This is a genomic window from Streptomyces buecherae, assembly GCF_014295035.1.
Taxonomy (GTDB): domain Bacteria; phylum Actinomycetota; class Actinomycetes; order Streptomycetales; family Streptomycetaceae; genus Streptomyces; species Streptomyces youssoufiensis.
Genome location: NZ_CP060404.1, coordinates 6,055,640 through 6,071,196 on the forward strand (window position 1 = coordinate 6,055,640; position 15,557 = coordinate 6,071,196).

The window sequence follows — 15,557 nt, forward strand, 5'->3', positions numbered from 1 at the left end:
CCCGGCCGCCGACTCCTTACGGTCAGTCATCAATCGATCACCGATGACACCGGAGGCCGCGCCATGTCCACCGAGCCGACCACACCCACCCCGCCCCACGACTGGATTCCTCCCGGCGGTGGCGTGCGCTGGACGCGGGTTGGGGAGCTGGGGTGGCACGCGTTCACGTTGCCCATCCATCGCGGTGACCGCGTCCTCGCCGAGTTGGGTGAGGACAGCGGTGCGGTGATCCAAATGGACGGCGAGCAGCAGCTCACCTGGCTCATCGAACCGTGGGCCGAGGCCGTACGTCACCTGCGGGAGCGGGAGGGCGTGACGCTGGCCGGGGACGACGGGAGCTACCTCTTCGTGCCCGGCATGGCCCGGGCCCGGCTGTGCTGGTGGCGGGTCGCGCCGGAGCCGGGGCGGTTGCTGACCGACGCGGGGCGGCTGGCCGAGGCGTACGCCGTCGTCCGGCGCCCCGGTGGGCGTACGGCGGAGCGTCAGGCCGACCGGGTTCGCGGAGGCGTCTGGTGAGGGAGCGTGCCTGGGTTCCGCCGGCGGGCGGGACGGTGACGCTGCTGCCCACGGGGGAGCGGTGGGACGCCGTACGCACCCACACCGCCATCGCCGCCCGCGCCTTCGACGTCCTGGACGGCATCGAGGGCAGCGCCGCGATCATCGATCCCCACACCTGCACCGCGTACTGGCTGCTCCCGCCGCGCGAGGCGGCCCGCGCGCCGTGGGAACAGTGGGAGCGGTTGCGGCCGTACGTCACCGTGCTCCCGGCCCGTACCGACACCAGCGCCACCTACCTCGGCGTACCGCCCGCCGGCCGGCACAACAGTCCTGGCCTGCACTGGCGGGTGCCGGGTGGGTGGTCGGGGCAGTACCTGAGCCGGCCCGCCATCCTCGCGGCGGCCCTGGCCCCGGCCGTGCTCGCCGTGCACGGGGCGGAGGCCCTCCCGTTGCGGTGTCAGGTCTGTGACCGTGCCGTTGAGCGGGATCGAGCCGTTACCGCCGTGGGCCGTCGGCATCCGGACGATCCCGTACGCCGACGGCTCACCGCGCACCGCGCGTGCGCCCGCCACGCCCACCTGACCATCAAAGGCCCAGCCCAGTGACCCGCAGCCACTACCGCTTCGTCGCCATGACCGTCGACATGGACCCGAGCCAGCCGCCCCCGCTCACCCGGGCGGTGTGCCGGACCTGCGGCGACCGTTCCCCCGAGGCCGACCCCGCGCACGACCTCGACGCCCAGTGCGCCCAGGCCCAGCGCTGGTGCAGCGCCCACACGGCGCGCGACCACCCGGGCGGCCGGCACTTCGACTACACCGCCACCATCACCTGGCACTGGACCGTCACGCCGGAGGAGGACATCGGGCCGTCGGCGTGACGGTGGGCATCGCCGTGTCGTGAGCGGTGGGCCGGTAGCGGTCGCCGCCCGGTCGCGCCTCGTGGATCACCGCAGGAGGCGAACCCGCATGCACTCGTCCGGCGTTCCGATGGCCCAGTAGTGTGCGGTACCCCGTGCACCCGCGTAGGCGCCCGTACCGCCGGTGATGGCCATGTCGAGCGAACTCCCTCCCTTTGGCGCGAGCGACTGCATGGTCACCGAGCCGCGCCCGATCTCCACCGTGATTACGCACTGCGTCGTGGCCTTGTCGCCCTCGATATGAACCGTCTTGCACGAACCGGCGCCAAGTCCGACCTCGCGGCCGTCCCTTATGGCCCGGCCGGAAAAGGAGTTGTAGTCACCCAGGCTCGGACCCGCCGGGCCGAGGTCCGTCACCGCGTGCTGTTCGTTCTTCAGCTTGATATCGACGACATCGACGCGGGCCTTTTCCGAGGCGGTGGTGCTGGTGTTGGTGCTGGTGCTCTGGCCGGTGCTGGTGTTGGCGTCCGCGCTGCCCACGGCGCAGACGCCCACGGCCGCGGCGGCCAGCGACACCCCGAGGAACTTCTTCAGCTTCGCCCGCCTCCCGCTGGCGTTCCGCCGGTTCCCCAGCCCCTGGCGATATGCGTCAGCGGTCCTCAGATTGCCGATGCCCATGGTGAATTCCCCTCGCTGTGATCTCCCCCTGCGGACACCCTTGACGCTATGACGGCGCGTTCGTCGCGTCTAAGGCCAATATCGCTATGGCGTCATGTTCGCGGAGGCATGGTGAATTCCTCCGCCCGCGCCCGCCCCTACGCCCGCGCCCCCGGATTCGCGGGCGGCCGTCGGTCGTGTTCGGCCGTGGGAGAGCGCGGGGGCGCGGGCGGGGTGCGCGCGGCTGTGCGCGGGCGCGGGGGCCGGCCGCTACACCAGGTCGTCCACCGCCTCGCCACGGTGGTCCGTGGCCGGCTTGGCCACCGGAGCCGGAGCCGGGTCCGGAGTCGAGACCGCCGGAGTCGGAACCAGGGACTCCGCCCCATCCGGGGGCCCGGCCGCCCCGACCGCCTCGGCCGGCGCCAGCGACTCCCGCTCCAGTCGCTCGTTCTCGTCCCGGACCCGGCCGCCCCAGCGGATCACGGGGGCCATCGCGGCCGAGACCGCGACGAACAGTCCGCCCAGCAGAATCCAGCCGGGGGCGCCCCAGTAGACGACGAGGCCGGTGAGCACCAGCGGGCCGAGCATCTCGGCGACGGTGATGCCGTTGCCGAAGAACGCCTGGTACTGGCCCGTCTTGCCCTTGGGGGCCAGCCCGAAGCTGACCTCCCACTCGCCGGCGGCCTGCATCATCTCACCGACGACCATCAGGCCCGCGGCGACGACGAGCAGGACGCCGGCCGTCCAGGCCGAGTCCCAGGTGCCGGAGAAGGCGAACGCGACGCACGCCGCGGCCAGCAGGAAGCTGCCGAGGAGGAGGAAGCGGATGGCGCTGGTGAGATCCTTGACGCCCTCGGAGACCCGGACCTGGAACAGCGCCACGACCACCGTGTTGAGCATCAGCATCACCGAAAGCAGCGACACCGGCGCCGAGGTGTGCTCGCTGATCCACAGCGGCAGGGCCACGGCGATCAGCGGTACGTACAGCAGCAGCACCGTGTTCAGGACGCTGATCACCACGTACGGGGCGTCCCGGAAGACCGACTTGTTGGCCGGCCTGCCGTCCGGGGAGGGCGGCGCCTTCGGGACCGGGGCCACGGCCGGCAGTCGGCGCAGGATGTACGCGGCGATCAGGAAGGCGATGCCGTTCAGCGCGAACGCGGCGTAGTACGCGCCCTGTCGGTCGAAGAGCAGCACGAGGCCGCCGAGGCCGGCGCCGATCGTCATGCCCGCGTTGTAGCTGGACTGGACGAACGCCCGCACCCGGGTCACCTGGTCCTTGGGCACCAGGCCGGCGAGCAGCGCCTGTTCGGCGGCCGAGCCGCCGCGCTGGCTCACCGCGTACGCGCACGAGGCGATGATGAACGGTACGAAAGCCGTGATGAAGATGAAGGAGGCCACGGAGAGGGCCGCGCAGACGAAGAGGGTGACTGCTGTTCCCCGCGGGCCCACCCGGTCGGCCAGGTGGCCCAGCGGGACGCTCAGTACGAGGGCGGCCGACCAGCCGATGGTCAGGCCCAGGCTCATCTGGAACGGGGACAGCCCGACGATGCGGGTGAAGTAGAGCGCGGCGCAGATGTGGTAGGCGCCGTCACCGAGGCGGCACACCAGTTGGGCGAGCGCCAGGCCGCGCGGCGGGCCCGGGGGCGGGATCAGATCCTTGAACACGTTGCTCCTTGAGACCTGGTTCGGGCGCGGACGCGTGGCGGCACGTCCGGAGTCCGACTCGGACGCGGTCGCGGCGGTCGGGCGCGGCCCGCGCCCCGCGACTCGCGGGTGCACGCGCGCACGACTGACCCGCGACCGGGAAGGCAGGGGGAGCGCCGCGGCGAGCGGTAGCCACGGCACGTCTTGGGCCGAGGGCGCGGCGCCCGCGCACAACGAAAGCCGGTGACCACGCCACCGGCACCGGACACCGGCGCGGCCCCCGCGACCCCGCCGAATTCTTCGGCTTCTGCCTGACCCACACCGGTCAGGCTCATCGGGCTGTGCGGTCGGCCTCGCTGCGGCCCACTAGACGGGCAGAAAGATATGCGCGGGCCACACGGCCACACAAGGGCGGCACACCCCGGGGTGTCGGCGCGGACACGTGGGCTGACCCGCGCGGGAAGGCCGGGACGCCCGGCGTGTCCTCGGCGCGAGGGCGGAGGCCGGCGTGTGGCGGCGGCCCGGGTTCACGTATGGGCGCGATCGGTACGCCCCGAAGGGCGTGGTCCCGGACATCGGGGACGCGGCAACTCGCCTGCGCGATTAGGCAAATGAGATCGCCGAGTCGGCCACGTACCCCGCGTGGCGTGGCCGATATGGCGTATCCGCCGCGCGGGATGGGGCGACCAAAGCCTCGTACCGGACAGTCGTTTCGAGCCGAATGACGGAAGCTGGGTCGCGGGGTGGCCGGAGCGGTCATCGGCCGGAAGGCGCCGACGACGGGCGGTGGAGGGGGGCGGGCTGGCCATCTGGCCGGTCGACGGGGGTGGGTAGGGGCGGCGAACTGGCCACCGGCGCGTGCCCGTGGTGCCACCGTACGTGCCCGAGTGTGATCGTGGTCATACTCGCCGCATGTCACTCGGTGGCAACCTGCGGCTGCGACGGCGGCGGCGTCGGGGTGGTACTCCCGCCTTTGCTCCGTCTTCTCCCCGGGCGTCAACTGCCGGCACTGCGTGGGGAGTAGCGAGGGGCCCCGGACCGTGGCAGAGTCCAACGCGAGCGGGGCGGCGAGGGGGTCGCCAAGCGATCGGGCGTCGGTCGGTGACGCCGGCCAGCCCCACCCAGCACAGGCACCAGAACCACCGCACGACCGGTGTTCGCAGATGACCGGGACATGACCGGAATTCCGTACGGCTCTCCGACGGAGGGCCGCCTTGGCTCGGGGGAGCCCATGAGTGACGACCAGCGCTTTCGCGTGGTGCTCAACGACGAGGAGCAGTTCTCCGTTTGGCCCGTGGGCGGCGAGCTTCCGCCGGGCTGGCGCGCCGAGGGGTTCGAGGGCGCCAAGCAGGAGTGCCTGACGCATATCGACGGGGTGTGGACCGACATGCGGCCGGCCAGCCTGCGCCGCGCGACGCCCCGCGCCTCCTGACCTCGGGCGCCGCCCCGTTCCGGGCCCGCCCCGCCGCCGTCCGACCGTCGTTCGCGACCGCGAGCGGCCGGACCCCGGTGCGGCGTCGGCCGCGATGCGAGGGCCGCCGTGTGCGCCAGCGGGGTTTCTCCACGGTGCGCACGCGCGGTGTCAACTTGCCATGTGTGAGCCCGAGTTGAGTCGCGCTCTACACCCAACCGGTGCGTCGTGAAAGGCAGGGGTAGACAGTGAGCAACGCCACGGTGCGACATCTGATTTCCACCAGGGACCTGACCGACGCGGACCTGCGCGCCCTGGTCGAGCGGGGCGCCGAGTTCTCCCGAGGCTCCGTCCGCTCCGGTGGCCAACTGGCCGGCCTGGTCGCCGGCATCCACTTCCTGAAGACCTCCACCCGTACCCGTACGTCCTTCTCGTCCGCCGCCCTGCGACTCGGCGCGCAGCTCGTCTCGTTCGGGCCCGGCGACCTCCAGACGAACACGGGCGAGACGCTGGAGGACACCGCCGAGGTGCTCTCGCGGATGCTGGACCTGCTGGTGGTGCGGACCGCGGGCGACCCGGCCGAGCTGCGGGCCTTCGCCCGGCAGGACCGGATGGCGGTGATCAACGCGATGACGGCCGACGAGCACCCCACGCAGGCCATCGCCGACCTGACCACGATGCTCACCCACTTCGGCCGCGTCGAGGGGCTGCGCGTGTGCTACGTGGGGGAGGGCAACAACTCGGCCGCCGCGCTCGCGCTCACGCTCAGCCGCTACCCGGACGTCCAGTTGGAGCTGCGGACGCCACCCGGCTACGGCCTGGACCCGGGGACGCTGCGCCAGGCCCAGCACAACGCGCGGGCCAGCGGCGCGCGCGTGAGCGAGACGCACTCCATGGCGAGCCCGCCGCAGGGCGTCGACGTCATCTACACCACCCGGTGGCAGACGACGGGCACCAGCAAGCCCGACCCGGGGTGGCGTGACGTTTTCGCGCCGTTCCAGGTGACGACCGCGCTCTGGGACCGCAGCCCGGACGCGGTCTTCCTGCACGACCTGCCGGCCCACCGCGGCGAAGACGTCACCGCCGAGGTGCTCGACGGCCCGCACAGCCTGGCCTTCGACCAGTCGGAGAACAAGATGTACGCGGCCATGGCCGTCCTCGAATGGTGCGTGGCGAGGCGGTGAACCACACCGTTCGCTGACTGCCCGGCGCCGAGCCGCCCGCACATCCCCACCCACCCCAGAAGGAAGAGTCGATGTCCCACTTCTTCGTCGTGCCCGGCGCGGCCGTCTCCACCGTCCTGGCCGGCGCGCACAAGGACGTCCTGCGCATCGTCGCCGACACCTACATCGCCCACGAGCGGGGGCTCTCGGTCAACCCCGACAGCTACTTCCTGCGCTTCCCGGACAAGCCCAACGCCCGCGTCATCGCCCTGCCCTCCTACCTCGGCGGCGACGTGGACACCATCGGCATGAAGTGGATCGCGAGCTTCCCCGACAACACCAAGCAGGGCCTGCCACGCGCCTCGGCGACGCTGCTGCTCAACGACTACGCCACCGGTTACCCGCTGGCCTGCCTGGAGGCCGCGACCATCAGCGCCGTACGGACCGCGGCATCGGCCGCCGTCGCCGCCTCCCGCCTGGTCACCTCGGCCGAACCGGTGCGGCTCGCGGTCGTCGGCGCCGGCGTCATCGCCCGCACCATCCTCGACTACCTGCACGCGGCCGGCGTGGCCGTGGCCGACGTGCTCGTCCACGACCTCGACCCCACCAGCGCCGGCCACCTGAGCGAGCACGCCACCACGCGCTTCGGCGTCCCGGTCGCCATCGGCACCCTGGACGACGCCCTCGACCGGGACCTGGTGGTCTTCGCCACCACCGCGGCCACCCCCTACGTCAGCGCGGACACCACCCTGCGCCCCAGCCAGGTGCTGCTGAACATCTCGCTGCGCGACATCGCCCCCGAGGTGCTGCTGCGCAGCAACAACGTGGTGGACGACGTCGACCACTGCCTCAAGGCGCAGACATCGCCGCACCTGGCCGAACAGCTCACCGGGGGACGGGACTTCATCACCGGCACGCTCGGTTCCCTGCTCCAGGGCAACGTCACCCTCGACCCCGCCAAGCCCACCGTCTTCTCCCCGTTCGGCCTCGGCATCCTCGACCTCGCCGTCGGCCACCACGTGCTGGGCGAGGCGCGCCGCCAGGGCACCGCCATCGAGATCCCGGACTTCATCGGCGAGACCAAGCGCTGGTAAGGCGCCACCGGCAGGAGGCACAGGCGGTGACGACCTCCCCGCACGACATCGACGCGACGGCCCTCGGGCCGGACGCGGCGCCGCACCCGCGCGCACCGCGCCCGGCCCCCTCCGCCGGCGCCGCGCCCCGGCGCGGGCGCCAGCCGGCACCCCAGGCGGCGTCGGCGGAGGCCGAGATCGAACAGTTGGCGTCCCTGACGCCGCTGGAACCCGCCGCACTCGAGGTCTACGCGCACGCGAGCCGTACCGCCAGCATCGGCCTGCCCGACCTCGTACGCCTCACCGGCCGCCCCGAGGAGGAGCTGACCCGCTGCCTCCAGGCGCTGCTGCGGCCGCGCCTGCTGCGGCCGGCGCGGGCGGAGCCGGGCCGGCTGACGGCCGTCTCGCCGGACTACGCGGAACCGCACCTCGTCGAGCCCGCCGCGCGCCGGATCACCGAGCTCCAGGAGACGCTCGGGCACGTGCGCGGCGAGCTGGCCGCCCTCGCCGACCGCTACCAGGAGGGCGTCGCGCACCGGCTGCGCGGGCAGGGCACCGAGGCGGTCACCGGCGCCCTGCCGGTCCGCCGCCGCGTGGCCGAGCCGCTCGCGCACGCCACGCGCGAGGTGCTCGCGGCCCAACCGGGCGCCGGCGGACCGCGGGAGGCGCCGTGGGAGCCGCTGGAACTCGCCGAGCCGGCGCGCGCCCACGGGCTGCGCGTCCGCGCGCTGAACCAGCACACGGCGCAGTTCCACCACGCCACCCTCGCCCAGGCCGAGCACCTGGCCGACCTCGGCTGCCCGGTCAGGACGCTGGGCGACCGGTTCGCCCGCGCGCTCGTCGTCGACCGCCAGGTCGCGGTCCTCGCGCTGCGCGGCGACCCGCGCGGCGCGGTCGTCGTCCGCGACCCCAGCACGGTCGACTTCGTGGCCGCCACCTTCGACCGGCTGTGGGACCAGGCCACGCCCTTTCCGGCCAAGCTGGGCCGCCAGCAGGCCATCGCCGCGTCCGACGCCGTCAAGTCCGACATCGTGCGGCTGTTCGTCGCCGGCGAGGACGACAAGGCCATCGCCCGCCGCATGGGCATGTCCGTCCGCACCTGCCAGCGCCACATCAACGAGATCCTGCGCCGCCTCGGCGCCCGCAACCGCACGCGCGCCGGCTACCTCATCCACCCGTACGAGACGGAGCACGGCACCACCTTCGACCCGCGCGCCGGACACGGCCCGGCGGGTCGGGAGCGGGCGGGTTAGCCCGCACGACCACCGGCCCGCCGCCACCCGCGTCGGCTCAGGCCGCACCGCCTCCACCCGGCGGCACCGGCGGCACCGCGGCCGTGCTCCGGGTGATGGCCTCCGCGTGCTCGGCCGCCTTCCGGGGGTCGCTCGCCCACAGCCGGTAGAAGTCGAACGGGCACTCCGCCAGGCCCGCCGCGCCCTCGCCGGCCGCCTCGGTGCCGGTGTAGCCCCGGTGCACGAGCTTGAACAGGTGGTTCTGCGACTGGTCGTAGGTCCGCGCGTCCCGGATGGCCGACACCGAGAGCTGCGCGTACTGGATGCCGTACGGCTCCTCGCCGGTCTCGCCCAGCGTGCGGCCGTCGAACCCGATGATCGCGGAGTGCCCGAAGTACGCGTACACGCCGTCGAACCCGGCGGCGTTGGCCACCGCCACGTAGCAGTTGTTGGCCCACGCCATCGCCTTGGACATCAGCACCTGCTGGTCCTTGGCCGGATACATGTAGCCCTGGCACCGCACGATGAGTTCGGCGCCCTTCATGGCGCAGTCCCGCCAGATCTCCGGGTAGTTGCCGTCGTCGCAGATGATCAGCGAGATCCTCAGGCCCTTCGGCCCGTCCGAGACGTAGGTGGACTCGCCCGGATACCAGGGTTCGACCGGACACCACGGGAGGACCTTGCGGTACTTCTGCACGATCTCGCCCTGGTCGTCGATGAGCACCAGCGTGTTGTACGGCGGCTTGTGCGGATGCTCCTCGTGCCGCTCGCCCGCCAACGAGAACACGCCCCACACCCGCGCCTCGCGGCACGCGGCGGCGAAGACGTCGGTCTCGTCCCCCGGTACGGACGCCGCGGTGGCCAGCATCTCGGACCGGTCGTACATGATCCCCTGGGTGGAGTACTCGGGAAAGACCACCAGGTCCAGGCCGGGCAGCCCGCTCTTCACGCCCACCACCATGTCGGCGATCGCGCGGGCGTTCTCCCGCACCTCTTCCCTGGTGTGCAGGCGGGGCATCTTGTAGTTGACGACCGCGACGCCGACCGTGTCCGGGCTCGACGAGATGTCACCGTGCCGCATCGCTCGCTCCTCCTCGTCCTCGTGTGGTGCGGGAACCACGCCGGACGCCCCGACGCGGTCGCGGCGCGCGGGTCCCGCGCGCCGGACGGGGCCCGGAGGCGTCGTACGGCGCGTGCTGAGTGAGGCCGGGGGAGGTGAGGGGACAGGGAGCGGCACACAGGACGCTCGCGTTCCGCGGGACTTCCAGCAAAGCGCGGACCCGCCCCACCCGCTACCCCCGCGGCGCGATCGCCGGCCTGTGGGGGACGCCTGGGGTGTGGGGGATGAGGGCGGGGGATGAGGGGCGCCTGGTGTCGGTGGGGGGGCGGGCGGTGGTGGAGGGGTCGGCTCAGCAGGCGTCCCAGCGCCAGGTGCCGTCCTCACGTGACCACGGTTGCGCCGTGCGCTCGAACTGCGGCACCCCGACGCCGTAGCTCACCCGCGCCATGTCGCCGCTGATCTGGTCCACTTCGAAGGTCTTGATCGTGAGCGCCCCGTAGTCGTGTCGTGCCTGCTGCGCCATGGCCGTGAACTGGTCCTGCGGCATCTCGCTCTGGCACCGCTTGGAGAGCAGGTCGTGCCCCTTCGGGTCGCCGCCGAACAGGGCTTTCGTGTACGCCCGCACGCTGTGTTCCAGCGCGGCCTTCCCATCGTCGCCGTTGGCGTCGGTGGAGTCGGTCACTCCGGTGGGCTCGGGAGCGTCGCTGTGCTGGCCAGGGCCCGTCGGCTTGGCATCGCTGTCGCTGTCGCCGCCACAGGCCGTGAGCGACAAGCCGAGCACCATGGCGGCGGCGACGGTGGCGGCGGTACGGATGTGCATGGGTCCCCCGAAGCGGATCACGTACGGACTGGTGGGCGTGGGGGGACCGGCATCGTAACTGGTCAGCCGACGAGACCAGGACGGAAGCACAGTCCGCGCCGGCCCCCGCCCGCTCAGTCCACGATGATGCCCGGGTAGCAGTGGTCGTGCTGCCAGTCCGGGGCGATGGGGTACCCGCAGTGGCACAGCGCGGGCTTGGCCGGCTTGCCGTCGGCGCGGCGGCGTAGGGCCACCAGGAGGGGCTGCCGGCGCAGCCACTGGGCGGCGCTTTCGTCTGGGCCGCGGTCCAGGGTGTCGGGCGCGACGCGCAGGGTGCGTACGAGCAGGTCGTAGACGGCGTCGGCCTGGCTCAGGATGAACCGTTCGACGTTGCGGCAGTAGCGCGGCGTCATGGTGTCGAGCAGGTAGCGGTGGTCCTGGGCGTCCTGCCAGACCTCGTCCTGGCCGAGGAGGGTGACCCAGTGCTCCTCGGCGGTCCAGTTGCGGTGCGGCTCGGGTGGGATGCCCTGGAGCTTGTCCCGTACCTCCCGCTGGGCCTCGCGCGCGTCCCGTAGCGGGCTGGCGAAGTCGGCGTGGGCCGCCGTGAGGTGCTCGTAGTGGGTGATGGCCTCCGCCACCTCGTGCTCGGCCTGGTGCACGTCGAGCCCGGAGCGCACGCGGCCTCGCGCGCACTGCACGAGCAGCCGGGCCAGCCGGGCCCGGGCCGCGTGGTCGTCCGCCGCGCGCTCGCGGGCGATGCCCATCGCCTCGTCGGCCACGGCCAGCCCCTCGCGCCACCGCTCGCCGCGGAACAGGAAGCCGCGCAGGTCGTTCAGGACCCGGACCAGCTCGGGCTCGAAGGCGGCCGGGTTGGCGCGCGCCACGCGCCGGTAGATGTTGGCCGCCTCCCGGGCGGCGGCCAGCGCCCGGGGGCGGTCCCGCGCGCTCCAGTACATGACCCCCAGGTTGCTCAGCGCCAGCGCGAGGTCGCTCTCGTCCACCGTCACCGCCCGGCCGAGCCCGGGCCCGCTCTCCGCGCCACCGGCGTCCGCGTCCCGGGCGTCTGCCTTCCGGACATCCGCGCCCCCGGCGTCCGGGTCTGCGTCGGCCGGTGGCCCCGCGTCCGCCGCCGGCGCCCCGCCGCCGGGTGTGACCAGGCGCCGGAACAGGGCGACGGCCCGCTCGGTGGCCTCCCGCGCCGCGTCCCACCGGCGGTGGCTCCACAGCAGCGAGCCCTGGTTGGCCAGAGCCATCGCGAGCCCCGGCTCGTACGCCACCGGGTTGGCGTCGACCAGCCGTCGGAAGATCTCGGTCGCCCGGTCCATGGCCCGCAGCGCCTCGCGGCCCCGCTGTTCGGTGAGGAGCCCCTGTCCGAGGTGGGACAGCGACACGGCGAGCCCCGGCTCGTGGGTCGCCGGGTCGCTCTGGGCCAGCCGGCGGTAGAGGTCCACGGCCTCCTGCGCCGCGACCCGGCTCCGCGTGCGGTTGCCCACCCGCCTGGCGTACTCACTCGCCTGCGCGAGCGCCGCCGCCAACTCCGTCTCCTGGTCGGACCGCCGAAAATCCGTGACCGCCCGCTCCGTCGCCGCGAGCGCGTCGTCCGGCTGGCCGGCCCGCCACAGCCGGAACCCGAGGTCGAGGTGGAGCCGCGCCCGCTCCAGCGGAGTACGGCTGGCGGCCAGCCGCAGCGCGCTCAGCCGCTCGGCGAACGGCGCGATGCCCGCGTCCAGGTCGAGCTGGCCGAGTTCCGGCAGGTGACCGTCGATGGCCTCCAACAGGGCGCGGTCCAGGTCGAGTTCGGCCAGCGCGCTCAGCGCGGCGCCCCCGGCGTCCACGGCGAGCGCCGGGTCGGCGCGCAGCACGCCCGCGAGCCCGTCCGTCAGGTGCGGCCAGCGGTGCGGCGCCGCCGCCGAGGCGAGGAAGGTCACCGCCCGGGCCGCGTACGCCGGCGGCTCGCCCCGCTCGTCGCGGGCCAGCAGCGCTCGGGCGGCCTCCGCGGCCCACGGCACGCTGCCGAACTCCGTGACTCCGTGCCCGGGGAAGCTCAACGCGAGGAAGTCCTCGGCCAGCCGGTCGGGGTAGAGCGGCTCCAGGACGGTGTCGCCCCCGGGTGAGGGGTAACAGGTGGCGTGGTCGGCGAGCAGCCGGTGCGGCTCGGCCACCTCCAGACGGCGCAGCACGGCGGTGCCCGCCCCGTGCCCGGTGGCGCCGGTGAGCGCCGCGGCGAACACCGCCTGCCGCATCTCCTCGGTGGGCGTCGCGTACTCCAGGCCCTCCACCCGGTTTTCGTACAGCCGGTTCCAGTGCTCGCGCTCGCGACGCAGCAGGTACGCGGCGAGTTCGGGCAACCCGCGCGGTACGCCGCCGCCGCGCGCGTGCGCGTCCACGGCCACCAGGGCGGCCATGTGCAGGGCCAGGGTGAGGCCGAACTCGGGCCGGTCCAGGTAGTCGGGCGGGGCGACGGCGTCCGGGTCGATCCGGTAGTAGGCGGCGAAGGAGTCGCGGGCCGTACGGAACATCTTCGCGCGCGCCCCCGGGCCCCGCGCGCCGCCGGCCCCACCCCCGCCCGACGGCGCGCCGGCCTCCGCGTCGAGCGGGCCGAGCGGCAGGTCGGCCGTCTCGGCTCCCAGGTCCGCCCGCTCCACCGCCCCGCACAGCGCCGGCCACGCCGAAACCCCGCGGGCCAGCAGCAACACCCGGGTGGGCACGTCGTGGTGCAGCAGTTGGTTGCTCAGCAGCAGGGTGAGGTGGGAGACCGGCCACCGGTCGGCGTAGTCCACGAGCAGCAGCACGCCGGCCGCCCCGGCCACGCTCAGATCATCGCCGCCCACCCCGGCCACCACCGCGCCCGCCCCGTGCGTCGCGGTCACCACCCGCCAGTTCGCCGCCGCGCTCTCGGCGGCGAACTGTGCGGCCAGCCGGGACTTGCCCTGCCCGCCCGGACCGTGCAGCCAGGCCAGGGCGAGCCGGGCGTCCGCACCGTCGCGCCAGTCGGCCAGCTTCGCCAACTCCCGCTGCCGTCCGGTGAACGCGACGACCTCGTACCGCGCGTTGAGCAGCCGGCTGGGCTGGGAGATCGGAACCTGCTCGGGCGCCACCGCGCGCGAGCGGTACGGCGCGAGCACGTAGACGGGCCCGCGGTCCCGGTAGACGTGCAGGTCGGCGCCGATGGCGCCGTAGACATGCCCGCTGGTGACGTGGAAGACCTGCTGCGGCGGCAGGTCACGGCTCACCGGTGATCTCCGTCGCCCGCTCCGCCGGGGTCCCGTGGTGCACGATGACGTTGCCGTTGATGGTGTTGTACTGCTGGCTGTTGTCCCTGGCGTAGTTGTGCTGGCTGACGCGCGGCTCGGCCTGCGGCGTGGCCGCCCTGATCTCGTCGATGAGCGCCTGCAACTCCTGCTCGAGCTCCGGGTGGCGGCGCACCAACGTCTCCAACTCCTCGGCCCACAACACCAGCAGCCGGTTCCGTACGCGCTCCGCGTCCTCGGCCCGCGCGACCCGCTCGGCGTCGCTGTCCAACTGGCGCTCGATGCCCGCGGCCTCCTCGTCGCTGCCGCGCCTGAACAGCCGCGTCACGCCGGTACGGGCCACCTGCCAACCGTCGGTGGCCATCGCCCCCACCACGGCGCCCCCGCCCGCCAGCACCAAGTCCTCCAACACCCCGACTCCCTCCGTCCGTATCCCACCCTGACGCCCGACAGCACCGCATCGGTTCCACGGCGTCGCCTGCGCGGTGGCGAGGTACGCCCCGCGCCCCGCTCCGGGTCGCGGTGCGCCCCGTGCGGGGGCGCGCCGTGCCCCTGCCACCGTCTCATGTCGAACGGGACGCGCGGCGTGGGCGGCGGTGGGGAGGTGGGGGAGTGAGGGGGCGGTCACGCCGGGCGGCTGGGGGTCCTGTGCTCGATTTCCGCGCGGGGCCCGCGCCCGCTCTCCTACGCGGCCCCGGGCCTGTCCCCCGGCCCCGCGCCCGCCCCCCGGCCCCGCACCCCCCCCGGCCCGGGGCCCGTCGTCACCGCGTCGGTCCCGGGGCCCGCCTCACATCCCGCCGGCGGCCACCACGTACCGCTCGCGCACCTGTCGGTAGCGCGCCAGCTCCGCCAACACCGCCTCCAGGACGCGCTCGCGCCCGCACTCCGCCACCCGCTCCCGCAACTGCCGCTCGGCCTCCTCGCCGTGCTGGCGGGCCGGGCCGCGCGCCGCCCACGCGCACACGTATGCAAGGGCCGGGCCGGTGACCCAGCCGGCCACCAACAGCGCCGTCGGCACCCACCACGCCCCGCCGACCAGCCCCGCGATGGCGGCCACCAACCAGCACAGGCCACCCAGTTGGGCCACCAGACACGCCTTCTGGGCCAGCTCCGCCACGGCCCACCAGCGCGGCCGGCGCAACGGCGAACCACCCCGCCCCGGGGTGTTCACCGCGCGGTCGGCGACCTCCTCCACAACCTCGTCCAACGCCTCCGCCAACCCCGTCGCCGCGCTCTGCGCCACCTCGCGCACGGCCCGGGCCCAGGGCCGGGGCAGGCCGGCCGCGGCATCGTCGGCCATGGCCCGTACGGCGTGCTCGACGGCGGGCCGCGCCACCGACGGAGGTGCCACCCGCTCCGCCCGTACGGGGGCGGGCTCGCCGGGCGCGGGGACGGCGTGCTGGGCCGGTACGGAAGTGGCGGGCTCGGCCGACAGAGGCGTGCCGGGCGCCGGCGCGGCGAGCCGGCCCCGGGGCACGGCGGCGGGGAACGCCTCGGGGCCAGCCGCCGGCGAACCGCTGCCCGAAGGGGCGGCGTCGGTGGCCGGTCCGCGCTGGGTGGCCGCGAGGTCGCTCGGGGCGATTCGGAACTCGGGACCGCCGCCTTCCGCCGCCGGGGGCCCGCCGCCTTCCGCCGTGGGGGAGGGGACACCCCGGGCCCCCACCAACTCCCCGGCCCCCGCGGCCTCGCTCCGCGCGCGCCGCTCCCACGCCTCACCTCGCCCCGCGATCCACCGGTCCGCGTCCGGCGCGTTCGGTGCGCCCGGCGCGAGGGTCGAGTCCGTCGCGAATGTCGGGTCCGTCGCGAACGGCGCGTCCACCGAACCGGTGAAGCGTGCGGAGCCCGCGAGGCCCGGTGCGACCATCGCGGCCACGGCACCGACCGCGCCTGCCGACTCCGCCGCAACGCTG

13 protein-coding genes are annotated in these 15,557 nt (G+C 74.1%); 7 read left to right on the plus strand and 6 right to left on the minus strand.

Annotated features, from left to right (window positions below; translation table 11 throughout):
* The first annotated feature begins 63 nt into the window (after positions 1 to 63).
* Genes H7H31_RS24005 through H7H31_RS24015 form a run of 3 tightly spaced genes read left to right on the plus strand, consistent with a single transcriptional unit; the run spans position 64 to position 1,375 of the window.
* Positions 64 to 516, plus strand: coding sequence for a hypothetical protein (locus H7H31_RS24005; RefSeq protein WP_187064595.1), 453 nt, complete (start codon positions 64 to 66; stop codon positions 514 to 516).
* Complete coding sequence (locus tag H7H31_RS24010) at positions 513 to 1,103, plus strand: hypothetical protein (protein ID WP_187064596.1); 591 nt, start codon at positions 513 to 515, stop codon at positions 1,101 to 1,103. Before H7H31_RS24005 ends, H7H31_RS24010 begins: the two co-directional genes overlap by 4 nt.
* A complete protein-coding gene (locus tag H7H31_RS24015; protein WP_187064597.1) occupies positions 1,100 to 1,375 on the plus strand; it encodes a DUF7848 domain-containing protein in 276 nt (91 codons plus the stop codon). Before H7H31_RS24010 ends, H7H31_RS24015 begins: the two co-directional genes overlap by 4 nt.
* A gap of 66 nt (positions 1,376 to 1,441) precedes the next feature.
* Here the strand turns inward: H7H31_RS24015 and H7H31_RS24020 are convergent, their stop codons facing one another.
* Positions 1,442 to 2,032, minus strand: coding sequence for an allene oxide cyclase barrel-like domain-containing protein (locus tag H7H31_RS24020; protein ID WP_187064598.1), 591 nt, complete (start codon positions 2,030 to 2,032; stop codon positions 1,442 to 1,444).
* A gap of 249 nt (positions 2,033 to 2,281) precedes the next feature.
* A complete protein-coding gene (locus H7H31_RS24025; protein ID WP_197995970.1) occupies positions 2,282 to 3,679 on the minus strand; it encodes an MFS transporter in 1,398 nt (465 codons plus the stop codon).
* Positions 3,680 to 4,889: 1,210 nt separating this feature from the next.
* Here H7H31_RS24025 and H7H31_RS24030 point away from each other — a divergent pair.
* The 4 genes from H7H31_RS24030 (at position 4,890) to H7H31_RS24045 (ending at position 8,558) form a co-directional block, all read left to right on the plus strand.
* A complete protein-coding gene (locus H7H31_RS24030; protein WP_187064599.1) occupies positions 4,890 to 5,090 on the plus strand; it encodes an MbtH family protein in 201 nt (66 codons plus the stop codon).
* Positions 5,091 to 5,317: 227 nt separating this feature from the next.
* Positions 5,318 to 6,253: an ornithine carbamoyltransferase gene (locus tag H7H31_RS24035; protein ID WP_372455996.1), complete on the plus strand. Its 936-nt coding sequence runs from the start codon at positions 5,318 to 5,320 to the stop codon at positions 6,251 to 6,253.
* A 71-nt stretch (positions 6,254 to 6,324) separates the two neighbouring features.
* Positions 6,325 to 7,326, plus strand: a complete 1,002-nt coding sequence (gene sbnB, locus H7H31_RS24040; protein ID WP_187064601.1) for a 2,3-diaminopropionate biosynthesis protein SbnB — start codon at positions 6,325 to 6,327, stop codon at positions 7,324 to 7,326.
* 26 nt (positions 7,327 to 7,352) lie between these two features.
* The gene (locus H7H31_RS24045) at positions 7,353 to 8,558 is read left to right on the plus strand and encodes a LuxR C-terminal-related transcriptional regulator (RefSeq protein WP_187064602.1); all 1,206 of its coding nucleotides are present in this window, start codon (positions 7,353 to 7,355) and stop codon (positions 8,556 to 8,558) included.
* A gap of 37 nt (positions 8,559 to 8,595) precedes the next feature.
* Here H7H31_RS24045 and H7H31_RS24050 read toward each other — a convergent pair whose 3' ends face one another.
* The 4 genes from H7H31_RS24050 to H7H31_RS24065 all read right to left on the minus strand — a co-directional run bounded on the left by H7H31_RS24050 (position 8,596) and on the right by H7H31_RS24065 (position 14,059).
* Positions 8,596 to 9,618 (minus strand): aliphatic amidase, encoded by a 1,023-nt coding sequence (locus H7H31_RS24050; RefSeq protein WP_187064603.1) that lies wholly within the window; start codon positions 9,616 to 9,618, stop codon positions 8,596 to 8,598.
* 328 nt (positions 9,619 to 9,946) lie between these two features.
* Positions 9,947 to 10,417, minus strand: coding sequence for a hypothetical protein (locus H7H31_RS24055; protein ID WP_187059868.1), 471 nt, complete (start codon positions 10,415 to 10,417; stop codon positions 9,947 to 9,949).
* 113 nt (positions 10,418 to 10,530) lie between these two features.
* Positions 10,531 to 13,629 (minus strand): tetratricopeptide repeat protein, encoded by a 3,099-nt coding sequence (locus tag H7H31_RS24060; RefSeq protein WP_187118079.1) that lies wholly within the window; start codon positions 13,627 to 13,629, stop codon positions 10,531 to 10,533.
* A complete protein-coding gene (locus H7H31_RS24065; RefSeq protein ID WP_187059577.1) occupies positions 13,619 to 14,059 on the minus strand; it encodes a hypothetical protein in 441 nt (146 codons plus the stop codon). The genes H7H31_RS24060 and H7H31_RS24065 overlap by 11 nt, the downstream gene beginning before the upstream one ends.
* Between the last annotated feature and the right edge of the window lie 1,498 nt (positions 14,060 to 15,557).

Coding starts and splice junctions, on each gene's coding strand:
- H7H31_RS24005 (WP_187064595.1), top strand. CDS start 64: ATGTCCACCGAGCCGACCACACCCACCCCGCCCCACGACTGGATTCCT.
- H7H31_RS24020 (WP_187064598.1), bottom strand. CDS start 2,032: ATGGGCATCGGCAATCTGAGGACCGCTGACGCATATCGCCAGGGGCTG.
- H7H31_RS24030 (WP_187064599.1), top strand. CDS start 4,890: ATGAGTGACGACCAGCGCTTTCGCGTGGTGCTCAACGACGAGGAGCAG.
- sbnB (WP_187064601.1), top strand. CDS start 6,325: ATGTCCCACTTCTTCGTCGTGCCCGGCGCGGCCGTCTCCACCGTCCTG.
- H7H31_RS24050 (WP_187064603.1), bottom strand. CDS start 9,618: ATGCGGCACGGTGACATCTCGTCGAGCCCGGACACGGTCGGCGTCGCG.
- H7H31_RS24055 (WP_187059868.1), bottom strand. CDS start 10,417: ATGCACATCCGTACCGCCGCCACCGTCGCCGCCGCCATGGTGCTCGGC.